Here is a 19,830-nt window from a genome sequence, read left to right on the forward strand (position 1 = left end):
CTCGGGGTGGGTGTGCACCAGGGTACTCGGGGTCACAGCGGTGCCGATGCGCGCCGGCGGGCGAGCAGCGATCCGTGCGGTCGGACGCTCACCTCGTCGGGCATGCGTGCGCGGCGCTCCGCGGAGACGACGTCGAATCCGGCATCCCCGAGACAGACACCGAGCGCCTCCGCCGACCAGAAGTACGCGGGGGCGACCGCATGCGCGAAGGGCGCACGCGGTTCGCCGTCGAAGAATCCGAGCAGGATGCTGCCGTCCGGAGCCAGCACACGCGCGAACTCGTCGAGGATCCCAGGGAGGTCGTCGGGCGGGGTGTGGATCAGCGAGTACCAGGCGAGGATCCCGCCGACCGACCCCGTCGCGTACGGAAGCGCGCGGAAGGAGCCGACGTCGAACGGGATGTCGGGGTGCCGGCTGCAGGCGGCGTCGACGAACGCCGCAGAGAGATCGATGCCGCGGGTCTCGCGTCCGCGCTGAGCGAGGAACCCCGTCCAGTGTCCCGGACCGCAGCCGGCATCCAGCAGCATGCCTGTCGTGGCCTCGCACCAGCGGGCGATCATGGCCGCGTCGCGCGCATCCATCTGCTCGATCGCACCGGCGAGCGCGATGTACTCCGCGGCCCGCGCGTCGTACGCCGCCGCGATGCCGTCGTCCGATCCGGCGCGCATCAGCGGGCGGCGAGCGCTGCCTGGTACAGGTCTCGCGACGACAGTCCGGTGGCGGCGGCGACCTCGGCGCAGGCGTCCTTCAAGCGGATGCCGGACGCGACGAGCCGCTGCACCTGTGCGAGAGCGTCCTCCGCGGATGCCTCGCGACGCGGCGCTCCCTCGACGACCACCACGATCTCGCCCTTCACCCCCGCAGTCGCCCACTCGACCAGCTCGGCCGCGGTGCCTCGACGGACCTCTTCGTAGAACTTCGTCAGCTCGCGGCAGACCGCGATGCGCCGGTCGTCGCCGAAGGCGGTGCCCATGTCGGCGAGAGTCGACGCGAGGCGGGCGGGCGACTCGAAGAAGACCAGGGTGCGGGGCTCGGCGGCGAGCGCTCGCAGCGTCGACCGTCGCTCCCCCGGCTTGCGCGGCAGGAACCCCTCGAAGGTGAAACGGTCGGTCGGCAGACCCGAGATCGCGAGCGCCATGATCACGGCGCTCGGACCGGGGATCGCGGTCACCGTGACGCCCTGCGCGACGGCCTCGGCGACGAGACCGTAGCCGGGGTCGCTGATCGCCGGCATCCCGGCATCGCTGACGACCACGATGTCCTGCTCCACGGCGAGCGCCGCGAGCTCGGCGGACTTCTGCTTCTCGTTGTGGTCGTGCAGGGCAATCAGACGGGGCCTGTTCGCGATCTGCAGCGCCTGCAGCAGCCGACCGGTGGTGCGGGTGTCCTCCGCGACGACGACCTCGGCGTTCTCGAGCACCTCGATGAGGCGGCGGGACGCATCCCCGAGGTTTCCGATCGGTGTGGCGGCGAGGATGATCACCCGCCCAGCTTAGGCGCGACCGCGTCGCCCGGTCGTCGGAGACGCTCGTTGTCTAGGCTGGAGCCGTGACCGCGCCCGTGCCCCTGCTGCCCGCTCCTGAGGAGCGCCCGACGCGGTACGGGCAGCTGCGCGACCGCATCCTGCAGGACCCCGACTGGGGGCGGATGCTGCGCTGGTTCGCGCCGCTCGTCGTCACCGTCGTGGCGGCCGTGCTGCGCCTGGTCAACCTGGGTCATCCGCATCAGCTCGCCTTCGACGAGACCTACTACGTCAAGGACGCGTGGTCGCTGTGGACGCTCGGCTATGAGGGGACGTGGGGTGAGAACGCGAACGAGGCGTTCATCACGCTGCAGCAGCTGCCACTCGCCGACAACGGCTCGTTCGTCGTGCATCCCCCGCTCGGCAAGTGGCTGATCGCGCTGGGCATGTCGATCGGCGGCCCCGACAACACCGTGGGGTGGCGCCTCGCCACCGCGCTCCTCGGCACCGCCACCGTGCTGCTGGTCTACCTGGTCGCGCGCCGCCTCACCGGGTCGATCGTCGTCGCGACCGTCGCCGGCTCGCTGCTCGCGATCGACGGACTGAGCATCGTCCTGAGCCGCACGGCACTCCTCGACGGCCCCCTGACCTTCTTCATCGTGCTGGGCGCACTGTTCATCCTCATCGACCGCGACCGCACGATCCCGCTGCTCGAGAGACCGGACGCCGACTCCCCCGAGCCGCTGTGGGGGCGGGTGCTCTGGCGTCGTCCCTGGCTGATCGCCGCGGGTGTCGCGCTCGGCGCCGCGTGCGCCGTCAAGTGGTCGGGCCTGTACGCGCTCGCCGCCTTCGGCCTCTACGTCGTCGTGACCGATGCGCTCGCCCGTCGCCGCGCGGGCGTCGTGCTGTGGCCCAGCGCTGCGGCGTTCCGGCAGGGCCCGGTGTCGTTCGTGCTGCTCGTGCTGCCGGCGTTCGCGACCTACCTCGTGAGCTGGACGGGGTGGCTCGTGACCGACGGCGGGTACTCCCGCGACAGCGATCCGAACCCGTTCATCGCGCTGTGGAACTACCACCGTGCGATCCTCAACTTCCACGTCGGCCTGAACAGCGGGCACCCCTACGCCAGCCCGGCGTGGGAATGGCCGCTCCTGCTGCGCCCGACCGCGGTGTGGGTCGGCACCGACCCCGCGCCGTGCGGGGTCGACCACTGCATCGCCGTGATCTCCACGATCCCGAATCCGCTGATCTGGTACGCGAGCATCGCCGCGGCGGGGTACCTCGTCTACCGACTCGTGCGTGCCTGGATCGCGCGTCGGCCGATCGACCCCGCGCTGACGTTCCCGCTGGTGGGTCTCGCGGCGACGTACATCCCGTGGCTGATGTTCCCCGAGCGCACGATCTTCCAGTTCTACACGGTGGCGATGGCGCCCTTCCTCGCGATCGCACTCGCGGTGGCGCTGCGCGCGATCGCGGGGCGACGCGACGACCCGCTGCATCGCCGCCAGGCCGGTGAGCGCACGGTCATGGTGTTCCTCGCCGTCGTCGTGCTGGTCTCGGCCTTCTACTACCCGGTGTGGACCGGCGTGAGCGTGCCCTACGACTTCTGGCTCCTGCACAACTGGCTGCCGGGCTGGGTCTGACCCGTCAGCCGGTGAGGCCCGTCAGCCGGTGAGGCCCGTCATCTCCTGACACGCGTCAGGCGCGCGACGACCAGCAGCACCCCGGTCAGACCGATCGTCAGCAGCAGCTGCACGCGCGCCGTCTCGTCGATCAGCGACAGCGTGATGACGCCCGCGAGCAGCACCAGGCACGCCCACGACAGCCACGGGAATCCCCACATGCGCATCGGCATCGCCGCACCCGAGCGATCGGCACGACGGCGCAGGATGATCTGCGACACCGCCGTCGCCGACCAGATGATGAGGACGGTCGACCCCACGATGTTCAACAGCACCGGGAGCACCACCCCGGGGAACGCCCCGTTCAGCCCGACGGTGACGAACCCGAACGCGACCGAGGCGAGCACGGCCACAGTCGGCACACCCCGCCCGGTCGTGCGGGTGGCCGCCGCCGGTGCGAGGCCGCGCTCGCCGAGGGAGTACGCCATGCGCGAGGCCCCGTAGATGTTCGCGTTCATCGCCGAGAGCAGCGCGATCACCACGATGAGGTCCATCACCAGGGCGACGCCCGGCACCTGCAGCGTCTCGAGCACGGCCGAGAAGGGACCGTCCGCGACCGCGGCGTCGTTCCACGGGACCACCGACACGATCACGAAGATCGACCCAACGTAGAAGATCATGATGCGCACGAGCACCTCGCGCACGATCCGGCGGATGTTGCGCGAGGGATCGTCGGATTCGGCGGCGGCGATCGCGACGACCTCGGTGCCGCCGAACGCGAACATCACGATCAGGAGCGCCGCCGCGATGCCGGTCATGCCGTTCGGGGCGAAGCCGCCGTGGTCGACGAGGTTGCCGATGCCGGTCGCCGGCACCCCCGGGATGAGCCCCATGATGGCGCACACCCCGACCCCGAGGAACGCGATGATCGCGGCGACCTTGATCGCCGCGAACCAGAACTCGAACCGACCGTAGTTGCCGACGCCGAAGAGGTTCACCGCGGTCAGCGCCACGACGAAGACGAGCACCCACACCCAGGCGGCGATGCCCGGGGTCCTGGCCGCGACGATGCCGGCGGCGGCGGTGGCCTCGGCCGCGATCACCACGACCAGCTGGATCCAGTACAGCCAGCCGACCGCGCTGCCGGCGCTGCGTCCCATCGCCGTCTGCGCGTATGAGCTGAACGCACCGGGAGTCGGTCGGGCAGCGACCATCTCGGCGAGCATCGCCATGACGAGCACCACGATGCCGCCGGCGACGAGGTAGGAGATCAGGACGGCGGGGCCGGCGATGCTGATCGCCTGTCCCGAGCCGACGAAGAGCCCGGCGCCGATCGCGCCGCCGAGTCCCATCATCGAGATCTGGCGACGAGTCAGCCCCTGGTGCAGCCCGCCGGTCGTGGTCGTCGTGGTCAGGGGAGCCGCATGCACCGGCCCAGCCTAAGCGACCAGACGAGCGGGCTACGATCTCACGATGGGCAGCCCCTCCGGTTTCGAGTTCGTGGTGCGCGGTGACGACGTCGTCATCCGTCACCACGGCGTGACGGCTGCCGTGCTGCGCGGAGCCCGGGCGACCGATTTCCTCGCACAGGTCGAGCAGGGCGACCCTCAGCTGCTCATGGCGCGACTCACCGGGAACTACCGCCGAGGCAACGAGCGCGCCGCCCGACAGCATCCGCGTCACGCGGGCTGATCGCTCAGCGCGCGAGCGAGATCGCGGAGGGCTCGCTCACCGGAAGCCGGCACACGAACGCCCGGCAGTCGTATGCCTGCTCCGCCGCGCTCCCCTTGCCCTCGAAGAGCTCGAACCCCGCATCGGCGAACGCCCGCGCCTGCGCCGGCGAGACGATCGCCGTCACGTCGGTGTCGGCCTCGCGCGCCGCCGCGACGAGCGCGCCCGTCGGCGCCTCGGTCACGACGACCAGCTGTCTCGGCGCGTCGACGAGACCGGCCGCCGCGCGCAGCAGGCTCCCGTGCGCGAACGGCTGCGAGACGGCCTGCGCGGCGTGTGCGCGCACGCGCTCGGCCGCGGCCTCGCGGTACTGCTCCCCTGCACCGAGCCGCCACGCGGTGAGCGATGCGGCGGCCACGGCTGCCGCATCCGACGGCAGATCGCCGTCCGACTGGTCGGGAGCGGTCGCGATGCCGTGCGCGGCGAGCAGCGGATCACCCTCGAGACCCCTGATGGCTGTGTCGAGCAGCGTCCGCGCCTCGACGGCCCATGCCGCGTCTCCCGTCGCGAGGGCGAGCGCGAACAGACCCTCGGCCAGGAGTGCGACGTCCGCGGCGGTCGCGACGGCGTCCGAGGCGGCACCCTCGAGAGAGGCACGCACGAGCGCTCCCGTCGCGTCGCGATTGACCCGCAGCACGACCTCGGCGGCGTCGGCAGCCGCCTGCACCCAGGAGCGCTCCGCGAGGGACTCGCCGGCCCGAGCGAGTGCCCCGATGGCCAGACCGTTCCAGCCCGTGATGACCTTCCCGTCGACAGCGGGCGGCTCGAGTGCTCCCCGGTCCGCCGCCGGACGCAGGTAGTACCCGCCCTCGCTGCGCCGGCCGTCGATCCACGACTCGGAATCCTGCGCGGCGCCGAAGCCCCCGCCGTCCCGGCGCAGCGTGCCCAGCAGGAAGTCCGCGATTCCCCGTGCTGTGTGCGCGTCGCCCGCATCGAGTGCGACGAGGAGCAGCTGCGCGTTGTCGGTCAGCATCCGCTCGTAGTGGGGCACGGTCCAGTCGCGCTGCGTCGCGTACCGGAAGAAGCCGCCGTCCTCATCGCGCAGGGCCGATGCCGCCATCGCGGCGAGCGCCCGGTCGGCAGCGGCCGAGGCATCCGGAGCCTCCCGCCGCACGAGCGGACTCTGCAGCATGCCCAGCGTGGTCGCGACAGGGAACTTCGGGGCGCCGCCGAAGCCGCCGAACATGCGGTCCTCGCGCTCGACGACCGTCTGCGCGGCCCGAGCGATCGACGCGGCATCCGGCAGGTCGGACGTCACGGACTCCGCGGCCTGCGCGAGCGCCGCCGTCACGGCATCCGCCGACTCCTCGGCCTGCGGGCGTCGCACGGTCCATGCCTCGTGCACCGCCGCGAGCACGTCGCGGAATGCCGGCAGCGGCTGCCGAGCGACCGGCGGCCAGTAGGTGCCGGCGTAGAAGGTGCGGCCACGCGGCGTCGTGAAGACCGTGAGCGGCCACCCGAGGTTCTGCGTGAACGCGGAGGCGGCGGCCATGTAGGCGCCGTCCACGTCGGGATGCTCCTCGCGGTCGACCTTGACGGCCACGAAGCTCGCGTTGATCGCCGCCGCCGTCTCGGGATCGTCGAACGACTCCCGCGCCATCACGTGGCACCAGTGGCACGTCGAATAGCCGATCGAGATGAGCAGAGGGACCCCGCGGCGTTCGGCCTCGGCGAAGGCCTCCGGTCCCCACGGATACCAGTCGACCGGATTGTCGGCGTGTGCGCGCAGGTAGGGGCTGAGCGTGTCGGCGAGCCGGTTCGTCATACCCTCACGCTACGCGGCTGCAGGGTCCTCCGGGCCGGTCAGGAGACGAGCAGCGGCTCGACCGGGCGCGACGCGGCGTACCCGACCAGCGGCAGGGCGCGATCCGCGGCGAGCGCGATCCGCGCCTGAAGGACATCGGAGGTGATCACGTAGCCGTCGAAGTCGGTGTCGCTCGCGTACACGCCCAACGGCAGCGTGAGCGCCTGGAAGAACGCGAACAGCGGGCGCAGCTGGTGCTCGATGATGAGCGCGTGGCGCTCACCGCCGCCGGTCGCGGCGAGCAGCACCGGCTTGCCGACGAGCTCGTACTGACCGACGAAGTCGAACAGGTGCTTGAACAGTCCGGTGAACGAGGCGCGGTAGACGGGACTGCCCACGATCAGCAGATCGGCCTGCTCGATCGCGACGAGCTTCTCCTCGACGCGCGCGGGCAGCTGGTCTCGGCGCAGCGCCCCGGCGAGCGACGGCCCGATGTCGGTGAGCTCGATGACCTCGATCTCGACCGCCGCACGGTCGGCGACAGCGCCGGCGATCGCACGGATGAGAGCCGTGGTCTTGCTGGGCTCGTGCAGGGAGCCGGACACGGCGACGACACGGTAGGGAGCTGTCATGCGGTCGACGCTACTCACGACGACGCCCTGTGTCGCGAGGAGCGACACAGGGCGTCATCTGTCGAAACGGAACGCCTCAGTTGACGTCGTTCGGGTGCGAGCCCACGCGACCCGAGCCGTCGAGAGGGTCGAGCGCATCGATCGCCGCGATCTCGGCATCGGTCAGCTCGAACCCGAACACGTCGAGGTTCTCGCGCAGGCGCTCGGCGCGCACCGACTTCGGGAAGACGATGAATCCCTTCTGCAGGTGCCAGCGCAGAACCGCCTGCGCCGGGGTGACGTCATGGGCGGCGGCCGCGTCGGCGATCGCCGGCGTGCCGAACAGGTCGTACTTGCCCTGACCGAGAGGACCCCACGACTCGATGCGGATGCCGCGCTCGGACGCCCAGTCGACGATGTCGCGCTGCTGGTACGCCGGGTGCAGCTCGATCTGGTTGACGGCCGGCACGACGCCGGTCTCGGCGACGACGCGCTCGAGGTGCGGCACGAGGAAGTTCGAGACGCCGATGCTGCGGGTCAGGCCCGCCTCGCGGATCTCGACGAGCGACGCGAACGCGTGCACGTAGTCGTCCTTGGCGGGGGTCGGCCAGTGCACGAGGTACAGGTCGACCGCGTCGAGGCCGAGCTTCTCGAGGCTCTCGGCGATCGCCGCGCGGGGCTCGTCGTCGTGGTGGCGGTCGTTCCACAGCTTGGTCGTGATGAAGAGCTCGTCGCGGGCGATGCCGGACGCCGCGATCGCCGCACCCACGCCCTCCTCGTTGCCGTAGATCGCCGCGGTGTCGATGTGGCGGTAGCCGATCTCGAGCGCTTCGCTCACGGCACGCTCGGTCTCGTCGGCGGGCACCTTGAAGACGCCGTAGCCGAGCTGGGGGATGGAGTTGCCGTCGTTCAGTTCGAGTGCAGGAATCGTCATGCATCCAGCCTAGGAGTACTCGCGGAGGGTGGGGCCGACGTGCCGGGAGACGCCATCGCCGTGGCCGCCCTGCCGACGAGCCGCTCGAGGGGACCCCGCCCCAGGAAGATCGACCACAGCGAGGTGGCCAGCAGCAGCATGATCGCGGTCGCCGCCCAGAACTCGTTGCTCGTGAAGAATCCCCCGGGCCCGCCGATCAGGGCGGTCGACAGCACGTGCGCGCTGTACGCCGTCAACGGCATCGACCCCAGGGCGGCGAGCGGCAGCAGCACCCAGCGCAGCGGGCGGCTGAGCAGCAGACAGAGCGCGATCACGACGAGCGCGAATCCGCCCGACCCCAGGATCTCGGCGGTTCCGCCCGAGTGCGCCTCGACGCCGAAGACCCCGCCGAGCACGGCTCCGAGCGGATCGCCATCGGCCACGGCATCCGGATAGGTGCTCCACCCGGAGCTCCAGCCGGTGCCGGCCCCCGATCCGTCCTCGGGTCCGCCGAGACCGGCGAGCGCACCGACGAGGCCGAGGCCGTAGCCGACGACCATCAGGCCGAGTCCTGTGGCGAGGGCCCCCGCCGCCGTCTCGAGCTTCTCCACGTGCAGCCGCCCCAGAGCCATGCCGCCGAAGACGAAGGCGAGCCAGACCGTGATGGGGTACGACCCGTACAGCACCAGCCCGATTCCCGGTCCTGACGGATGCAGCGCGAGCACGGCCAGGAGGGCGAGCAGCGCGGGCCCGGCGAGCGCGAGGAGGGCCGCCGTGAGCAGCAGCTTCCACGGTTGCCAGCGCAGGAACGGGATGACGGCGACGTAGAGCAGCCCGTAGAGCGTGAGGATCACGGCGATCGGGGTGTTCAGGAGCTCGAGCGCCAGACCGATCAGGAAGATCACGGCACCGCGTCCCACCAGCTGCAGGCGGATGCTGGGCAGCCGTGCGGGATCGGGCCCCGCACTGCGCCCGGTCATCAGCGCGATCGACACCCCGGCGAGCACCGCGAAGAGGATCGAGGAGCGCCCGTTGACGAGATCGCCCCACGTCGACGGCTCGAAAGGGTCGAACGGCTCGGACTCGCCGATGTGCGCGCCCGCCATGCCGAGGATCGCCAGGCCGCGCGCGACGTCGAGGCCGAGGATGCGCGGGGCGCGACCGAAGTCCTGGAACCACTGTGTGGGGGTCGACCACGGTGTGGGGGTGCGCGCGACGGTCATTCGACGATCGTAAGGGGCCATCCCGTCATACGATGGAGGGCTATGCCCTCCCCCGTGATCATCTATCCTCCCGAGCTGCCCGTCAGCGCCGCCCGGGAGGAGATCGCCGACGCCATCCGCGACAACCAGGTCGTGATCGTCGCCGGTGCGACCGGGTCGGGCAAGACCACCCAGCTGCCGAAGATCTGCCTGGAGCTCGGGCGCGAGCGGATCGCGCACACCCAGCCCCGTCGGCTCGCGGCGCGCACGATCGCGGAGCGCGTCGCCGACGAGCTGCAGGTCGAACTCGGCACGCTCGTCGGCTACAAGGTGCGCTTCACCGACAAGGTCTCGGACGACACGCGCATCGCCCTGATGACCGACGGCATCCTGCTCAACGAGATCAACCGAGATCGTCTGCTGCGCCGCTACGACACGATCATCATCGACGAGGCGCACGAGCGCTCGCTCAACGTCGACTTCCTGCTCGGCTACCTCGCGCGACTGCTGCCGGAGCGCCCCGACCTCAAGGTCATCATCACCTCGGCGACCATCGACCCCGAGAGCTTCGCGAGGCACTTCGCCGCGGCCGACGGGACCCCCGCACCGATCATCGAGGTGTCGGGACGCACGTACCCGGTCGAGATCCGATATCGGGGCCGCACCGATGACGCCGAGTCGGGCGCGACGGGTGCGGAGGCAGAGGGCGACGAGGTCACGGCCATCGTCGCGGCTCTCCGCGAGCTCGACCGCGAGGCGCCCGGTGACGTGCTCGTCTTCCTGCCGGGCGAGGCCGAGATCCGCGATGCGGCGGATGCGGTGCGCGGCGCGTATGCGAAGGACCGCTCCCCGACCGAGGTCCTGCCGCTGTACGGACGGCTCTCGGCGTCCGAGCAGCACCGGGTGTTCGAGAAGAGCCGCGTCGCCGGGGTCCGCCGCCGCGTCGTGCTCGCCACCAACGTCGCCGAGACGAGCCTCACGGTGCCCGGCATCCGCTATGTGATCGACACCGGCACCGCCCGCATCTCGCGGTACAGCAGCCGCTCGAAGGTGCAGCGACTGCCGATCGAGCCCATCTCGCAGGCATCCGCGAATCAGCGCTCGGGTCGCGCCGGGCGCACCAGCGACGGCATCGCGATCCGCCTCTACAGCGCGGAGGACTTCGACAGGCGCGAGGAGTTCACCGAACCCGAGATCCTCCGCACCTCTCTCGCCTCGGTCATCCTGCAGATGCTGTCGCTCGGCTTCGGCGACATCACGGCATTCCCGTTCCTCACACCGCCCGACTCCCGAGGGGTGAAGGCGGCATTCGACCTGCTGACGGAGCTCGGGGCCGTGCGCGCCTCGACGGGCTCGGAGCCGCACGCGCTGACGCGGATCGGTCGCGACATCTCCCGCATCCCGATCGACCCGCGCTTCGCGCGCATGCTGATCGAGGCGGGACGCCCCGGCAGCGCGGACGTCACGCGCGATGTGCTCGCGATCGTCGCCGGCATGTCGATCCAGGACGTGCGCGAGCGTCCCTCGCAGGAGGCACCCCAGAGCGTGCGCGACGAGGCGGATCGGATGCACGCCCGCTTCGCCGATCCCACGAGCGACTTCCTGTCGATCCTGAACCTCTGGAACCATCTGCGCGAGCAGCAGCGCGAGTTGGGCTCCAGTGCCTTCCGTCGGCTGTGCCGTTCGGAGCATCTCAACTACGTCCGTGTGCGCGAGTGGTTCGACGTGCACCGCCAGCTGCGCTCCCTCGTCAAGACGAAGGATGCCTCCGGGTCAGAGACCGCGGATCCCGATGCGATCCACCGGGCGCTGCTCTCGGGGCTCCTGTCGCAGATCGGCATCCTCGACGAGCGCCAGACCGGCAAGGGCGTCGATCCCAAGAAGAAGAGGATGGCCGAGTACCGCGGCGCCCGCGGCAACCGCTTCTCGATCTTCCCCGGCTCCGCCCTGCGCAAGAAGAGTCCGCAGGCGGTCATGGCCGCCGAGATCGTCGAGACCTCCCGCACCTATGCGCGCACGGTCGCCGCGATCGATCCGGCCTGGGCGGAGGCGATCGCCGGAGACCTCGCCAAGCGGCAGGTCACCGAACCGCACTGGTCGAAGGATGCAGGGGCCGCCGTCGCCTACGAGAAGGTAACGCTGTTCGGCGTCGAGATCATCCCTCGCCGACGCGTGCAGTTCGCACGGATCGACCGCGCGGCGTCGCGCGAGCTGTTCGTGCGGCACGCGCTCGTCGAGGGCGAATGGGACCCGACCCGCATCGACAAGCGTGTGAGCGCCTTCTGGCGCAGCAACGCCGAGCTGCGTCGGCGTCTCGAGAAGCTCGAGGAACGGGAACGCCGCCGCGACATCCTCGCCGGCGACGAGGCCGTCTTCCGCTTCTACGACGAGCGCATACCGGTCGACGTGTTCGACGTGCGCTCGTTCGAGAAGTGGTGGCGCGAGCAGCTCGCCACGACCCCGAAGCTGCTCGTCATGCGCGAGGCCGACCTTCTCGACGACGACAGTCGGGCCGACCAGAACGAGTTCCCGACCCGGTGGACGCAGGGCGATCAGGTGCTCGGACTCGCCTACCGGTTCGAACCGGGCGCGCCAGACGACGGCGTGAGCGTCGTGATCCCCCTTCCTCTGCTCGCGCAGATCGAGGACAGCGGCTTCGACTGGCAGGTGCCGGGGCTGCGGGCCGAGCTCGTGACCGGCCTGCTGCGCGCGCTGCCCAAGGCGATCAGACGACATGTCGTGCCTGCCGCCGACTGGGCCGACAAGTTCGGCGCCGAGCTCACCGGAGAGGGCCCCGAGTCGCACGGTGGGATGCCGACGCGCACGCTCAAAGAGGCTCTCGCGCGCCTCATCCAGCCGCTCGCGAATCAGCTCGTCTCGGCGGACGACTTCGACGACGACAGGGTGCCCGCGCACCTGCGCATGAACTTCCGCGCCGTCGACGAGCGCGGGCGCGTCGCCGGATCGAACCGCGATCTCCGCGTGCTGCAGGCGGACCTCGCCGACCGCGCCCGCAGCAGCGTCGCCCGCTCGATCGCCGCGCCGCCCCGCCGCCCGGGGCCCTCGAAGGGACCGCAGCCCGCAGCCGTCGCCGCCTCGATCGAGCGTGACGGCCTCACGACCTGGGCGTTCGGCGACCTGCCCGAAGTGCTGGACACCCGCGTCGCCGGCGGTGTGGTGCGCGGATACCCGGCGGTCGTCGATCAGGGAAAGACCGTCTCGGTGCGCGTCGAGTCCACCGTGGATGCGGCGGCCGCAGCCACCCGCGCCGGCGTGCTGCGACTCGTGCTGCTGGGAGTGCCCTCGCCGTCGTCGTATGTGCAGCAGCACCTCACGAGCCAGGAGAAGCTCGCTCTCGCGGCGTCGCCGTATCAGTCCGCGGCGGCGCTGATCGAGGACTGCCGCGCCGCGGTGGTGCAGAGCGCGATCGACGGGATGGCTCCGGGCGGGATCATCCGCACCGAGGCCGACTTCGTGCGGGTGCGCGACGCCGTCTCGGCATCCCTCGTCGATGCCCTGTTCGCCTGCGTGTCGCTCGTCGCCCGCATCCTCACGAAGTCGCGAGAGGTCGAGCGAGGCATCAAGTCGCAGAACTCGCTGGCGCTGCTCGGGCCGTTGAACGACGTCCGCACGCAGCTCTCCGGCCTGCTGCATCCCGGGTTCGTCTCGGCCGCGGGCGTCGACCGGATCGGGCACTTCCCGCGCTACCTCGACGGGATGCTGGAACGGCTGAAGACGCTGGCGAGCGAGCCGGGCAAGGACCGCACCCGCATGAGCGAGTTCGAGCGCATGGCGAAGGTCTACGAAGACGCCGGGGGCACGATCCCTCTCGCGCCGGGGGCTTCCCGCGCAGTGATCGAGGCCCGCTGGCTGCTCGAGGAGTATCGCGTGAGCGTGTTCGCGCAGCGCCTCGGCACCGCTCAGCCGGTCTCCCCGCAGCGCATCATGAAGGTGCTGGCTTCGCGGGGGTAGCCTGAGGGCATGGCTCGCGCGATCGTCTACACAGAGTTCGGTTCCCCTGATGTGCTGCACCTGATCGAGACACCCGATCCGATCGCGCTGAGCGGCGAGGCGGTGGTGCGCATCGAAGCCGCAGGGGTCAACCCGATCGATGCCAAGCTCCGCGCGGCCAAGCGCCCTTCGCCGCCCATCACCGAGCCGCGCGGCGTCGGATTCGACGGCGCCGGCGTGATCGAATCGCTCGGCGATGATGTCGATGCCTTCACCGTCGGCGACCGCGTGGCAATCCGCGACACCGTCGGCACCTACGCGAGCCTGCTCGCCGTGCCGGTCGACAAGCTCGTCGCCCTCCCCGATTCGGTCACGGCTGCTGAGGGTGCCGGCATCGGCATCCCCGCCGGCACCGCGTACCAGGCGCTGCGTTCGCTGCGCGTCACCGACGGCGACGTGCTGCTCGTGCACGGCGGATCCGGCTCGGTCGGGCAGGCGGCCGTGCAGTTCGCCGTCGCGTGGGGTGCCACCGTGATCGCCACGGCGAGCCCGGCGCGGCACGATCAGCTGCGCGAGCTCGGTGCGATCCCGGTCGCCTACGGCGAGGGGCTGCTCGAGCGCGTGCAGGAGGCCGCGCCGGATGGGGTGACCGTCGCGCTCGACTGTGCAGGCACCGACGAGGCCATCGAGGTGTCGCTCGAGCTCGTCGCCGATCGTGACCGCATCGCGACGATCGTGCGCGGACCCGACGCGGCCTCGTTCGGCATCCGCGCCTTCTCCGGCGGCTCCCCCGTGCCGCTCACCGAGCAGGAGCTCGCCTGGCGAGCCGAGGCGCTCCAGGCGACCGTCGATCTGCTCGCAGCCGGCGACTTCACGATCGAGCTCGGCCCCGAATTTCCCCTCGCCGAGGCGGCGCAGGCCCACGAGCTCGTGGAGTCCGGTGCAGCGTCGGGCAAGATCGTCCTGATTCCGTAGACCCTCAGGACCAGACGCGGGCGGCCGTGTCGGCTGTGGCCTGAGATATCGAGTTCGCGGCGATCAGCCGGCGCGTGGCTTCGGCCAGCAGCGCCTTCATGCCCTGGAGCGCGGTGGTCCACTGGTGCTGGGCCCGAGCGTACGCGCGTTGCGCCTCGCCGTCCCATGCGGACTGCAGTCGCGCGACCTCGGAATCGAGGACGTCCAGTTCCTGTTCGAACGCTTTCACGGTGAGCGCGAGCGCGGCGACCGTCTCGGCGATGGAGTCGTGACGGACGGAGACCTTCATCGCAACTCCGTGAGTTCTTGCCCCAGGTCGAGTTCGCGCAGGACATAGGGCTGCGAGACGGTATCCGTGAGGTAGTACGTGTAGAAGATCACCGCGGCCTCGTCGGCGGTGAAGATCTCATTCGAGAACACTCGAATCGCGCGGTCGTCACTCATGGGGATGAGGGTGGTGGTGCCGTCTGCGGGCTCGGGCCTGCCGACCGTGTATAGGTGACTCTCGCCGTCGGGCCCGGGGAGCCGGACTTCCACGGTCATCGCGTCGGCGGAGCCCGCGGCCTGCATGAATGAATCGTTCGCTTCGTCCCGGAACCCGACGATGCTCTCCGGGTCCGCACCACGCCAGATGATGTAGGTGTAGTTCCCGCCTCCATCGAGGTGGCCGAGCATGAGTCGCAGGTGCTCGGGAATCGGGCGTCGATAGTCGTCGAACCAGCCCGTCAAGCCGCTTGGCGACGTTTGCGCGAAAGGTCCGTACTTGGTCATGGCAAAATCACCGTCTCTACCTTCGTAATGAGAATCTCTTCCCCGTCGAGGAAGCCTCGAGCCGGAGTACCGCCGTTGACGGCTTCGTCAAACTGTCCTTGCGTGTTACCTGGCCTCGAATAGTCCTTGAACGCGGAGCCAGACTTCACCTCGATTGCTGTGTAAGTATTCGAACCGTCGCCGTTCTTCTCGAGGCCGTCATAGTATCGACCGTTCTGGGGCGAGCCTTCGAAGTCGACTCTGACCTTCGTTCGAATCACATTGGCATTGTTTTCCTTCGCATAGATGTCCAGGCCGAGCTTTTCGCTGTCCACCCACGGTTTGTCCAGTTGCCCCTTCGCGAACCTTCCCGCGTAATCTCGACCGTCGCCGCGGTCGACGCCTGGGCGACGATCCGCCACGCTGTGGGACTCCTGCGACCACCGGCTGGCAGCATCGCCGATCATCATCGCGCCAGCTCCGGCGATCCCGACTCCCGCGACGACGACTGCGGGAGAGCCGGCCAGAGCACCGGCACCGGTAACGGTGACGGCACCTCCCCCGGCTGCGACACCTGCGCCGCCGATGAACGTGGCAGCGCCGCCGAGGAGCTCGAGAATGATGTCCGGATGCTCCCACAGGGTCTGAGCGGAGATCGCAAGCACGTCCATCGTCGCCAGGAACGGCTGGACGACAGCGACCGTGATGATCGCCTCGGTCATCGCGTGCTGCGCCTGCGTCGCAGCTTCCGGATCGGTCAGCGGCATCCGGGCCGCGTCCGCGGCCTCGTCCAACCGGGTCGCGCAGTCGCGCGCGTAGACCTCGAGTGTCGCCCGAGCGGTGAACAAGACCTCGCGCGCCTCATCGTGCGCGGGCCCTGATGGATCGACGAAGGGCACATCGGCTTCGGGATGGCGCAGCCCTTGTCCGACGCGCAGCTCCCGCACGTGCGCGCGGTGAGCGATCAGCGCCGCAGCACCCTGTTGCTCTGCCTCGCTCCACAGAGTGATCGCGCGGTCGGCTTCGTCCTGCGCCCACTGCAGCGCGTCGGCCCAGGTGAACAGTGCACTCGCACCGGAGCGGAGCCACTCGCCCGCACGCTTCCAGTGCAGCAGCTGGCGCTCGAATCGCTCGAGGTAGGCGTCGCAGGCAGCGCCTTTCCAGGTGCCGTCGTCGTCCAGCCTGGCCAGGTCGTCACGCACCCGGTCCGCTTCGACGCTGCGGGCCTTCCACGCTTCCGCCGTTGCCCTCACATCCGACACAGACCCCGGCACGAGGTCGATGGGCGACGGGGTCTGCCCCAGCTCCATCACCCGCTCCAGATCATCGCGTCGATTTCGGCCTTGGCCGCATCGGTGCCTTCGTCGAAGATCCGGGCAGTCGTGCCCAACCTGTCAGCGAAGTCTTCGGTGTCGGTCACGCGGGCGGCCAGCCCGTCGGACCATGCGGCACGGAAACCTGCCGCCGCAACGTCCACCCACTCGTGTCCGGCATCAGCGGGCGTCGTCATCACCGACGACCCCAACTCGCCGACGGTTCGGCGCGCCTTCGACGCCATCACCCTCAGTACTTCGGTGTCGACGTCATACGACGTGTCCGCGCGCCCCTGTCCCCCATATGTCGACGTTAGCAACCTGTCTGTAGTCATATGGGGACGAAAATGGGTATTCCGATACTCTCGCTCGGCCTCGCCGTTCGGGCACCGACGTCGCCGCCCACGGCGGAAGCGCAGCGACACGGAGCGCAACACGGCGACACATCCTCAACGAGGATCCGCCGCCGCCCAGAGGATGGATCGCATGACCACGACCTCCTCCCCTGCCCTCTGGACGCCTCCCGCCCGCGTCCGCGGCACGCTGGCCCTCGTCACCGGACGCGGCGAGCGCGCAGGCGTGTACGAGCGCTTCGGCCGCCGGTTGAGCTCCGACGGCTACGTCGTCGCCGTCTTCGAAGAGGACGCCGATGCCGCGAGCGTCTGGCTCGCAGAGGCGACCGACGCCCCGCGGGTCCTCATCGGGTCGGATGCCGCAGCATCCGCCGTGCTGCGCCTCATCGCGCAGGGAGCCTCGGCCGAGGGGGCTGTCGTCGCCGGCACCCTGGTGGACGCCGAGCTCGACCTGCCGTCTGCGGAGGAGCGCACAGCATGCCCGCTGCACCTGGGTGTGCTGGCATCCGAGGCGACGTCCGTCGACGTCTCCGCCGCCGAACCGCTGCCCGCGCCCGCCGACCTCGCGGCGATCGAGGTCCCCGTGCTCGCGATCCACGGCGGCGCCGACACGGTCTCGCCTCTCGCCGCCGTGGTCGACGCCCTCCGCACGGTCCCCGACCTCGAGGTCATCGAGACCGTCGACGGACTCCACGACGCGCTCAACGACCAGTCGCACCGCAGCGTCGCTGCCTCGCTCGTGCACTGGCTCGAACGCCTGCGCGGGGGCGATGTGCACGCGCCGATCGTCCGTGCTCACCACACCGCGGCGGTCGCGGCCGCATGACCGAGTTCTCCACGCGTCAGATCCAGGCGGGGTACATCCCCGGCACCCCGCAGAACAGCGCCGTCCCGCCGATCTACCAGACCGCCGCCTACGAGTTCGCGTCGCTCGCCGACGCAGCCGACCTGTTCGCGCTCCGGGCGGCCGGCAACCTCTACAGCCGCAACGCGAGCCCGACCCAGCAGATCCTCGAGGAGCGCATCGCCGCCCTCGAGGGCGGCGTCTCCGCGGTGGCGGTCGCGTCCGGCCAGGCGGCGGTCGCCGTGACGCTGCTCGCGATCGTCGGGCGCGGCGGACACATCGTCGCCGCCACCCAGCTCTACGGCGGCACGGTCGACCTGCTGCAGGAGACCTTCGACGACTTCGGCATCCCGGTGACCTTCGTCGACCAGGACGACCCGGATGCCTGGCGCGCGGCCATCCGTCCCGAGACACGCGTGCTGTTCGCCGAGTCGATCGCGAACCCCATCGCGCAGGTGCTCGACATCCGCGCGGTCGCCGACATCGCGCACGAGGCCGGTGTGCCGCTCGTGATCGACAATACGGTCGGCACTCCCTATCTGGTGCGACCGGGCGAGCACGGCGCGGACTTCGTGGTGCACTCGGCGACCAAGTTCCTCAGCGGGCACGGCACGTCCCTGGGCGGTGTCGTGGTCGATCAGGGCACCTTCGACTTCGGCCGCGAGCCGGCGCGGTGGCCGCACTTCACCGAGCCGTACACGCGCATCGGCGACTTCACCCTGTGGGACCGCTTCGGCATCGGGCAGGCGTTCGCGGCGCTCGTGAAGTCGAAGTACGTGCACGACCTCGGCCCCTCGCTGTCGCCGTTCAACGCGTGGCAGATCCTGCAGGGTGTGGAGACGCTCGACCTCCGGGTGTCGCGTCAGAGCGCCACGGCCCTCGCGATCGCGCGGCACCTGCAGCAGCATCCGGCCGTCGCCCGGGTGCACCACCCGGGGCTCGAGGGCAACGCGTGGCATCCGCTCGCGCAGCGCTATCTGCCGCGCGGTGGTCCCTCCGTCTTCTCGTTCGACCTCGCGGTCCCGGAGGACGCCGAGACGCAGAAGCGGGTCGCCGGCGTCATCGACTCCCTGCGGGTCATCCGACTCGTCGCCAACATCGGCGATGCGCGCAGCCTCGTGAATCATCCGGCGTCGATGACGCATTCGCACCTCACGGGCGAGCAGCGGGCCGCCGCTGGCATCTCCCTCACGACGATCCGACTCTCCGCGGGACTCGAAGACCCCGCCGACCTCATCGCCGACCTCGACAGCGCGCTGTCCGGCGTCTGACGCAAGGAGCATCATGCCCATCGATCTCGGATACTGGACGCCCGTGTACGGCGGGTTCCTGCGCAACGTCACCGACGAGGGGCGCATGGCCGCGACCTGGGAGTACATCCGCGAGGTGTCGGTCACGGCCGATCGCCTCGGGTTCCATACGACCCTGGTGCCGGAGCTCTATCTCAACGACCGCAAGGGCGTCGAGGCACCGAGCCTCGAGGCCTGGTCGCTGTCCGCGGCGATCCTCGCCGTGACCGAGCGACTGCGGGTGATGACGGCGGTGCGGCCGGGCTTCCACCTGCCCGCCGTGCTCGCGAAGACGGTCGGCACCCTCGATCAGATCGCGCCGGGCCGCGTCTCGCTGAACGTCGTCGCCGCCTGGTGGGCCGAAGAGGCCAGGCAGTTCGGCGGTCGCTTCACGACCCACGACGAGCGCTACGTGCAGGCGCAGGAGTTCGTCGAGGTGCTGAACGGCCTGTGGGAGCACACGCCGTTCTCGTATGAGGGATCGCATTACTCCCTCGACGGCACCGTCGTCGAGCCGAAGCCCTCAGCACATCCCGTGATCTTCGCGGGCGGCGAGAGCGAAGCCGGACGCGAGTCGATCGCCGGGTTCGCCGATGCCTACGTCATGCACGGCGGCACCCTCGACGAGGTGCGCGCCAACGTCACCGACATGAACGCACGCTCCGAGCGGCTGCACGGTCGGCCGATCGCCGAGTTCGGGATGCCGGCCTACGTGATCGTCCGCGACACCGAGGCCGAGGCGCAGCGCGAGCTCGAGCGCATCACGACCGTCGATCCCGACTCGCCCGGCTACGCCTCGTTCGAGGAGTTCCAACGCAATTCGAAGCTTTCGCTCGAACTCACCCGTCGCGAGTACTCGGTGGGCACCCGGGGGCTGCGTCCGAACCTCGTCGGCACCGCGGAGCAGGTCGCCGAACGCATCCAGGAATACGCGGATGCGGGCATCACCCTCCTGCTCATCCAGTCCTCGCCGCTCGATGAGGAACTCGAGCGGATCGCCGCGCAAGTCTTCCCGCTCGTGCCCCAGCGCGCGCTGTCTGCGGTGAGCTGACCACGCCGCGCATCGGCGCCAC

The 19,830-nt window shown here is 70.3% G+C and carries 18 protein-coding genes; 7 read left to right on the forward strand and 11 right to left on the reverse strand.

Going from position 1 to position 19,830, the window contains the following annotated elements; translation table 11 throughout:
* Nucleotides 1-32: 32 nt before the first annotated feature.
* Together HWD99_RS12700 and rsmI are read right to left on the reverse strand one after the other, a co-directional pair.
* Complete coding sequence (locus tag HWD99_RS12700) at nt 33-668, reverse strand: class I SAM-dependent methyltransferase (protein ID WP_241796622.1); 636 nt, start codon at nt 666-668, stop codon at nt 33-35.
* Nucleotides 668-1,483: a 16S rRNA (cytidine(1402)-2'-O)-methyltransferase gene (gene rsmI, locus HWD99_RS12705; protein ID WP_241796623.1), complete on the reverse strand. Its 816-nt coding sequence runs from the start codon at nt 1,481-1,483 to the stop codon at nt 668-670. Before rsmI ends, HWD99_RS12700 begins: the two co-directional genes overlap by 1 nt.
* A gap of 65 nt (nt 1,484-1,548) precedes the next feature.
* Between rsmI and HWD99_RS12710 the strand changes: the two genes are divergently transcribed.
* Nucleotides 1,549-3,102 (forward strand): dolichyl-phosphate-mannose--protein mannosyltransferase, encoded by a 1,554-nt coding sequence (locus HWD99_RS12710; protein ID WP_241796624.1) that lies wholly within the window; start codon nt 1,549-1,551, stop codon nt 3,100-3,102.
* Nucleotides 3,103-3,140: 38 nt separating this feature from the next.
* Here HWD99_RS12710 and HWD99_RS12715 read toward each other — a convergent pair whose 3' ends face one another.
* The gene (locus tag HWD99_RS12715; protein ID WP_241796625.1) at nt 3,141-4,511 is read right to left on the reverse strand and encodes an amino acid permease; all 1,371 of its coding nucleotides are present in this window, start codon (nt 4,509-4,511) and stop codon (nt 3,141-3,143) included.
* A gap of 43 nt (nt 4,512-4,554) precedes the next feature.
* On the opposite strand from HWD99_RS12715, the gene HWD99_RS12720 reads away from it, so the two are divergent.
* Nucleotides 4,555-4,773, forward strand: a complete 219-nt coding sequence (locus HWD99_RS12720; protein WP_241796626.1) for a hypothetical protein — start codon at nt 4,555-4,557, stop codon at nt 4,771-4,773.
* A 4-nt stretch (nt 4,774-4,777) separates the two neighbouring features.
* Here HWD99_RS12720 and HWD99_RS12725 read toward each other — a convergent pair whose 3' ends face one another.
* From HWD99_RS12725 to HWD99_RS12740, 4 genes are all read right to left on the reverse strand, one after another.
* A complete protein-coding gene (locus tag HWD99_RS12725; protein WP_241796627.1) occupies nt 4,778-6,577 on the reverse strand; it encodes a thioredoxin domain-containing protein in 1,800 nt (599 codons plus the stop codon).
* A 38-nt stretch (nt 6,578-6,615) separates the two neighbouring features.
* Nucleotides 6,616-7,188 carry an FMN reductase gene (gene msuE / locus HWD99_RS12730; RefSeq protein ID WP_241796628.1) on the reverse strand — a complete coding sequence of 191 codons (573 nt, stop codon included), beginning with the start codon at nt 7,186-7,188 and terminating at the stop codon, nt 6,616-6,618.
* Nucleotides 7,189-7,264: 76 nt separating this feature from the next.
* Nucleotides 7,265-8,101, reverse strand: a complete 837-nt coding sequence (locus tag HWD99_RS12735; protein WP_241796629.1) for an aldo/keto reductase — start codon at nt 8,099-8,101, stop codon at nt 7,265-7,267.
* Nucleotides 8,098-9,303 (reverse strand): heparan-alpha-glucosaminide N-acetyltransferase domain-containing protein, encoded by a 1,206-nt coding sequence (locus HWD99_RS12740; protein ID WP_241796630.1) that lies wholly within the window; start codon nt 9,301-9,303, stop codon nt 8,098-8,100. Before HWD99_RS12740 ends, HWD99_RS12735 begins: the two co-directional genes overlap by 4 nt.
* A 42-nt stretch (nt 9,304-9,345) precedes the next feature.
* Here HWD99_RS12740 and hrpA point away from each other — a divergent pair, with 42 nt between their 5' ends.
* The gene (gene hrpA, locus HWD99_RS12745) at nt 9,346-13,254 is read left to right on the forward strand and encodes an ATP-dependent RNA helicase HrpA (RefSeq protein WP_241796631.1); all 3,909 of its coding nucleotides are present in this window, start codon (nt 9,346-9,348) and stop codon (nt 13,252-13,254) included.
* Between the two features lie 9 nt (nt 13,255-13,263).
* Nucleotides 13,264-14,208, forward strand: a complete 945-nt coding sequence (locus tag HWD99_RS12750) for an NADP-dependent oxidoreductase (RefSeq protein ID WP_241796632.1) — start codon at nt 13,264-13,266, stop codon at nt 14,206-14,208.
* Between the two features lie 4 nt (nt 14,209-14,212).
* Here the strand turns inward: HWD99_RS12750 and HWD99_RS12755 are convergent, their stop codons facing one another.
* The 4 genes from HWD99_RS12755 to HWD99_RS12770 are packed head-to-tail and all read right to left on the reverse strand — an operon-like array spanning nt 14,213 to nt 16,516.
* Nucleotides 14,213-14,497: a WXG100 family type VII secretion target gene (locus HWD99_RS12755; RefSeq protein ID WP_241796633.1), complete on the reverse strand. Its 285-nt coding sequence runs from the start codon at nt 14,495-14,497 to the stop codon at nt 14,213-14,215.
* Complete coding sequence (locus HWD99_RS12760; protein ID WP_241796634.1) at nt 14,494-14,979, reverse strand: hypothetical protein; 486 nt, start codon at nt 14,977-14,979, stop codon at nt 14,494-14,496. Before HWD99_RS12760 ends, HWD99_RS12755 begins: the two co-directional genes overlap by 4 nt.
* Nucleotides 14,976-16,268 carry a putative T7SS-secreted protein gene (locus HWD99_RS12765; protein ID WP_241796635.1) on the reverse strand — a complete coding sequence of 431 codons (1,293 nt, stop codon included), beginning with the start codon at nt 16,266-16,268 and terminating at the stop codon, nt 14,976-14,978. Before HWD99_RS12765 ends, HWD99_RS12760 begins: the two co-directional genes overlap by 4 nt.
* Nucleotides 16,268-16,516, reverse strand: a complete 249-nt coding sequence (locus HWD99_RS12770; RefSeq protein ID WP_241796636.1) for a hypothetical protein — start codon at nt 16,514-16,516, stop codon at nt 16,268-16,270. Before HWD99_RS12770 ends, HWD99_RS12765 begins: the two co-directional genes overlap by 1 nt.
* A 241-nt stretch (nt 16,517-16,757) precedes the next feature.
* On the opposite strand from HWD99_RS12770, the gene HWD99_RS12775 reads away from it, so the two are divergent.
* Genes HWD99_RS12775 through HWD99_RS12785 form a run of 3 tightly spaced genes read left to right on the forward strand, consistent with a single transcriptional unit; the run spans nt 16,758 to nt 19,808 of the window.
* Complete coding sequence (locus HWD99_RS12775; protein WP_241796637.1) at nt 16,758-17,450, forward strand: alpha/beta hydrolase; 693 nt, start codon at nt 16,758-16,760, stop codon at nt 17,448-17,450.
* Complete coding sequence (locus tag HWD99_RS12780) at nt 17,447-18,739, forward strand: O-acetylhomoserine aminocarboxypropyltransferase/cysteine synthase family protein (RefSeq protein ID WP_241796638.1); 1,293 nt, start codon at nt 17,447-17,449, stop codon at nt 18,737-18,739. Before HWD99_RS12775 ends, HWD99_RS12780 begins: the two co-directional genes overlap by 4 nt.
* A gap of 13 nt (nt 18,740-18,752) precedes the next feature.
* Nucleotides 18,753-19,808 carry an LLM class flavin-dependent oxidoreductase gene (locus HWD99_RS12785; RefSeq protein WP_241796639.1) on the forward strand — a complete coding sequence of 352 codons (1,056 nt, stop codon included), beginning with the start codon at nt 18,753-18,755 and terminating at the stop codon, nt 19,806-19,808.
* The last annotated feature ends 22 nt before the right edge of the window (nt 19,809-19,830 follow it).

Source organism: Microbacterium sp. C5A9, assembly GCF_022627955.1.
In the GTDB taxonomy this organism is placed as follows: Bacteria; Actinomycetota; Actinomycetes; order Actinomycetales; family Microbacteriaceae; genus Microbacterium.

Bases quoted from the DNA above. Each gene is read 5' to 3' on its own strand.
- HWD99_RS12700 (WP_241796622.1), bottom strand. From the start codon at position 668: ATGCGCGCCGGATCGGACGACGGCATCGCGGCGGCGTACGACGCGCGG.
- HWD99_RS12720 (WP_241796626.1), top strand. From the start codon at position 4,555: ATGGGCAGCCCCTCCGGTTTCGAGTTCGTGGTGCGCGGTGACGACGTC.
- HWD99_RS12725 (WP_241796627.1), bottom strand. From the start codon at position 6,577: ATGACGAACCGGCTCGCCGACACGCTCAGCCCCTACCTGCGCGCACAC.
- msuE (WP_241796628.1), bottom strand. From the start codon at position 7,188: ATGACAGCTCCCTACCGTGTCGTCGCCGTGTCCGGCTCCCTGCACGAG.
- HWD99_RS12735 (WP_241796629.1), bottom strand. From the start codon at position 8,101: ATGACGATTCCTGCACTCGAACTGAACGACGGCAACTCCATCCCCCAG.
- HWD99_RS12740 (WP_241796630.1), bottom strand. From the start codon at position 9,303: ATGACCGTCGCGCGCACCCCCACACCGTGGTCGACCCCCACACAGTGG.
- hrpA (WP_241796631.1), top strand. From the start codon at position 9,346: ATGCCCTCCCCCGTGATCATCTATCCTCCCGAGCTGCCCGTCAGCGCC.
- HWD99_RS12750 (WP_241796632.1), top strand. From the start codon at position 13,264: ATGGCTCGCGCGATCGTCTACACAGAGTTCGGTTCCCCTGATGTGCTG.
- HWD99_RS12755 (WP_241796633.1), bottom strand. From the start codon at position 14,497: ATGAAGGTCTCCGTCCGTCACGACTCCATCGCCGAGACGGTCGCCGCG.
- HWD99_RS12760 (WP_241796634.1), bottom strand. From the start codon at position 14,979: ATGACCAAGTACGGACCTTTCGCGCAAACGTCGCCAAGCGGCTTGACG.
- HWD99_RS12765 (WP_241796635.1), bottom strand. From the start codon at position 16,268: ATGGAGCTGGGGCAGACCCCGTCGCCCATCGACCTCGTGCCGGGGTCT.
- HWD99_RS12770 (WP_241796636.1), bottom strand. From the start codon at position 16,516: ATGGCGTCGAAGGCGCGCCGAACCGTCGGCGAGTTGGGGTCGTCGGTG.
- HWD99_RS12775 (WP_241796637.1), top strand. From the start codon at position 16,758: ATGACCACGACCTCCTCCCCTGCCCTCTGGACGCCTCCCGCCCGCGTC.
- HWD99_RS12780 (WP_241796638.1), top strand. From the start codon at position 17,447: ATGACCGAGTTCTCCACGCGTCAGATCCAGGCGGGGTACATCCCCGGC.
- HWD99_RS12785 (WP_241796639.1), top strand. From the start codon at position 18,753: ATGCCCATCGATCTCGGATACTGGACGCCCGTGTACGGCGGGTTCCTG.